Source organism: Bradyrhizobium sp. Unk1, assembly GCF_059512345.1.
In genome coordinates this window covers 1-4,297 of sequence record NZ_JCAMOP010000122.1, presented here as the reverse complement: position 1 = coordinate 4,297, position 4,297 = coordinate 1, and the positions used below count along the sequence as shown (strand labels likewise).

1 protein-coding gene and 4 pseudogenes are annotated in these 4,297 nt (G+C 60.1%); 1 reads left to right on the top strand and 4 read right to left on the bottom strand.

Annotated elements, in window-relative coordinates; translation table 11 throughout:
- Positions 1–96: 96 nt before the first annotated feature.
- Positions 97–252: pseudogene (locus AC5ZFO_RS47215) on the bottom strand (transposase); the annotation flags it as partial.
- Between the two features lie 318 nt (positions 253–570).
- Positions 571–2,075: pseudogene (locus AC5ZFO_RS47210) on the bottom strand (SGNH/GDSL hydrolase family protein).
- 878 nt (positions 2,076–2,953) lie between these two features.
- On the opposite strand from AC5ZFO_RS47210, the gene AC5ZFO_RS47205 reads away from it, so the two are divergent.
- A complete protein-coding gene (locus AC5ZFO_RS47205) occupies positions 2,954–3,445 on the top strand; it encodes a hypothetical protein (protein ID WP_496124157.1) in 492 nt (163 codons plus the stop codon).
- Positions 3,446–3,448: 3 nt separating this feature from the next.
- Here AC5ZFO_RS47205 and AC5ZFO_RS47200 read toward each other — a convergent pair.
- Positions 3,449–3,726, bottom strand: a pseudogene (locus tag AC5ZFO_RS47200) (helix-turn-helix domain-containing protein).
- 226 nt (positions 3,727–3,952) lie between these two features.
- Positions 3,953–4,297, bottom strand: a pseudogene (locus tag AC5ZFO_RS47195) (DDE-type integrase/transposase/recombinase); the annotation flags it as partial.

The window sequence follows — 4,297 nt, the reverse complement described above, 5'->3', positions numbered from 1 at the left end:
TTCCGTCTCGTCTTCTTCATGGTCCGCTCCGTTTATCAAAACGGAACGGCATCCGCACCACCTAAGCCGCCGGTCCAAAATCCGGGGTCCACTTCAGTTCGCGTTGCCCCCATATTCGAGTGCAAGCCTCGATACCGAACCCCCAGGCTCAAGACAGGCCGTGACAAGACGCTCTTTCGATGCCGCCCCGTAGCGCCGGCGACCGTTCCGACCAACAAGCCTGACCCGCGGTTTCTGATCATCCGCTGCCATCACAAGGTGTCCACCTATTTTGGTAGACACCTTGTGCATCAGAGCACTCAAAAGCAAAAGGTGCGGAGAAATTCGCGCTTACAGCCAAGGCATCGATAGGCTACTGCCTTCGTGGACGCGCCTCATAGCTGCGCTCTTGCCGACAATTGTCGAAGGGTGAGGCCTCGGCCACAGCATGCGCATTTCGAAAGTCATTCTTGTGACCCTGCCGAAACGGCCTCGCATAGGCCGGCGGAACCTGCTTCACGTCGTGGCCATAGGAGACAATCGCGAATGCAAAAGGCCGCCAATTTAGGCAAAAGACCGCCCGGGTGGTACCTACTTCTCAGCGGCGGTGCTTTTCGGCTTTAACGATGCAGCCGGCGCTTTCATCTCTGCGCGGACATTGCCCAAGCCATTGGGTGACGCCGATGCCACTGGCGTTTCGACTTCGCGACGCGGCCAGGTAAAGTCGTCGGCGCGACCAGCGGGCGGCGACAATGGCTCACCTTTGGTCATGACCCGCGCGGCAAGCGTATCGATCACGGCCGACGGCGCCTCTGGACCGCCCAGCAATTGGTCGCTGTTAATTGTGGCGGCGACCAGCGGCACGATCGGCCCCGCCAGCGGACGCGGCGCGGGCTGACCGGGGGCAACCTTGGAGTCGGGGGTCGCAGGCTCGGTGGGTAGCGCAATCGGTCCCGAGCGCGCAGCGAGAAGGCGGCTGATCTCGCGCTCGACATAGTGGGCGAGTTTGCGCGCGCCGGGCTTGGTGAAATAAACGCCATCAGAGGTGCGCAATTGGCGGATCTGGCCTTCGAGATCGGGGCCCTTCTGCAGGAAGGCCCCCGCCTCGTCGACAAATCCGTCCCAGATATCGACATAGGTGATCCCAGCGCGCCCCGCAGCATCGCGGTAGAAGGCGTCGAGAAACAGCATGTCCGAGGTGCTCTTCTGTCCGAAGATCGCGGGCAGTCCCACCCAGACCACCGGCACGCCCTTCGATTTTGCGACCGCGATTAGCTCGTCGACCTTCTTGCTGTAGAGCTCGACCCAGCGGTTGTCCCGAAACTCATAGATGCCATTCGGCGAACGCGTGCTCTTCTCCAGCGCTACCCGCGGCCCGTCGGTATTCACTGCATCGTCCGCCGGCAATTCGCTGTCGGCGACCTTGTCGTCGGGTTTGGCTGCGGTGTTGCCTGAATTCTCCTTCGACTTCGCATCTACAGGCTTGTTGTCCGACCTGCGCGCGCTCTTGTCGTTCTCGTCGGCTGGCTTGTCGCTCTTCTCGGCGGCCGGCTCGCGGATCGCCATACGATCGTTGAGGCCTAGCATCAGCACGATGACGTCGGGTTTTTCGTTGGCGAGGATGTTTTCCTTGCAGCTGCCGTCCAATCGGCAGGCGCCCCCTTGGGCTGGTACTTGATCAGGCCGGAGATGGTTTTCACCTTCCGGATTACGCCGATGGCGGGCTGCTCGGCGTAAGCGCCCTCAAGGCCGTAAGCGAGCCAGTCGGCCATGGCGTCGCCGAGCACGAGCACGTAGCGTTCGGGCACCATGTCGCGCTTGTCAGGCGGCGGAGCCCTCGAAAAATCCTCGCGCATAGGCGGCAGGGCCCTCCGCCTGGTCCAGTGAGGCTGGCGAGCGGGCTGCTGAAATGGACCAAACGTGTCGTTACCAAACCAGCCGCCACCGCGTTGTGGCTGCGGCCGCTGCTGAAATCCACCAAAATTGAACAACTGCGCCGAGGCGGGCCCACCAACGCTGAGCGCCGCCGCAATTGCCAACGCGATTAGTGGACGGCTTCCGCTCAAGACGCCCGTTTTTCTGAGCTTGTCGGACATGCTCTTTAACTCTTTGACCACACTAAGGCCCCAACATTTGTATCACTAAGGCGCTGCGACGCTTCTCAGATCGCCGTGAGTGCGTCTCGTCAATTCGGCAGCGTCCGCTCAAGTCGCGTATGCACATTCCCGCTGCGGAACGTGCGGCTCCTTTTCGGTGAACGCGCGCCCTTGCTCACTTCACCTGATGATGGCTTGCCCGCGGGGGGAATTATTGTTCATTCGTGCTCTGATTTGGCTCCGATGCATGGGCTGCGTGGCTAGCGACCACGGAACGATACGATGGCTTTCGGCGCGCCGCCTTATCGACAAACTACCTCACCGTCGCCGGATACCTGCGGGCTGATCGGCTAACGCTCTCGCCAGTCTTCTCTCTTTCGTTGGAGTCAAAGTCTGGTTCGACGTCGTATCGGGCGACGATCCATTTTTCCATTCTGACCTTGATCCCAAGCTCCTTTCCCGTCTCCGCCCTTGTTGCGTTGAGAGCTGCGATCGCTTGCGTTTGATTGACAAACGAACCCTGCAACGTGGTGTTCGGAAGAGTACACCGGCTGGTGTGCTCATGGTCCAGAACCCATGGAGACCATCCGCGCTCGATAGCTTTATTGACAAACTTTTCGTGCGCGTCTGGTTGGGTCTCATTCAGATCGTACGAGGCGCCGGGCGCTCTCGTAATGGACCGACCCTGAATGCGTTGTCCGTACCACGCGCCGCAAACGTCGTGGCCAGCGCTTTGGATTAGCGAGACTGACCACCTTGGCCCCCGGGGTTGGGCGGCACGTAATCCAGGGGGGCTAGCAAGGAATATCGCGGAGGAGTGCTGCAAGCACCTACCAGGATTGGTTGGTGTCAATCTGGTGGCCTGGGACAAATGCGCCATGGCGAATGAACCAGAATCGATCTTTGGTGTGATTGAGCATCACCGCGAGCTGCGCGTCGCAAGACGATGCCGCGATCTCAATATCCGCAAAACTACTCAGAGGGCCCAGAATTTGATGCCGCCGATGCAATCAGCGCAAAAACAAGCTCGGCTCTCGAGATCTGGCGTCGGCGCTTCCTTTGCCGAACTCCTCCGTCCCCCTGCGTACGGCATCGGCGGTGGGCCACGCCTCGCGCTGCGGCGCCTCGGAGGCCCCGCGCATGAACCGGCTGGAAGGCAGGTCCCGCTCACGATTCCGGAAGACGACAGCATGATCGTGATGGGCATCAAGGTGTGCGACGTTTTTGATTCCGCAGTTCCGCTGCGGCATCTCCAGCACATGCTTGGAACGGGCGTAATACAATCGAGAGAGCCATTACTCATAGAGCACTCTAAGTCCGGAGGCTCGCACGCAGTCGTGCGCTCAAAACCACCGTCCTTAGTGAAATGACAGCTAACCCTGCCCACGACGCAGGCCCGCCGGTTTGCGACCTTTGGGAAAGGCCTTGAGCATAACACGATCGGAAGGCCGAACGAAGAATTCGGACAGCTGAACGCCGAGGGTCGCAGCGATGCGGTCGAGGAGATCGATTGTCGGATTTTTCGATTGGCGCTCGAGCCTGGCCAAGTAGGAGCGATCAATGCCGGCTGATCAGCCAATTTCTCTTGGGAAATCCCACGGCTCACCCGGATCCGACGCACATTCCAAGCCAAAAGTGCACGAGCTTTCATGCGCAAAGCATGCCATGCGCTCAGACGTCAAATCACTGGCTATAACCCTCTATTTGATTTCATCGTCGGGAACTCCCGCAATTAGAGGATGTGGCCGCACGAGAAATGGCGGTCATACTTTCCGTCTGCCCTTGATCGGCGGGCCAAGGAACGCATACACCTTGTCGTCGATCTCCACGTACGGCAGGCTCACCTGACACTTGGAGATGCCGCTCACGCCCATTGCCTGCATCAGGTCGTCGGCGTCCGCAAGGGACAGGAACCAGTGGGCGTTGAGACATTCGGCCCGGAAGCGGCCGTTGAAGGCCTCGATGAAGGCGTTGTCGGTTGGCTTGCCGGGCCGCGAGAAGTCCAGCGTGACACCGCGTTGGTAAGCCTATAGGTCCAGATCGCGCGACACGAACTCGCTGCCTTGATCGACGCGGATCGTCGCCGGGAATCCCACTTCCTTGCAGGCCCTTTCCAGTATCGCCACGACATCGGTGCCGCGGAAGGTGAGCCGCGGCTCCAAGGCGGGCGAGAAGCGGGAGAAGATATCGATAATCGTGAGCACCCGGAGCTTGCCACCATT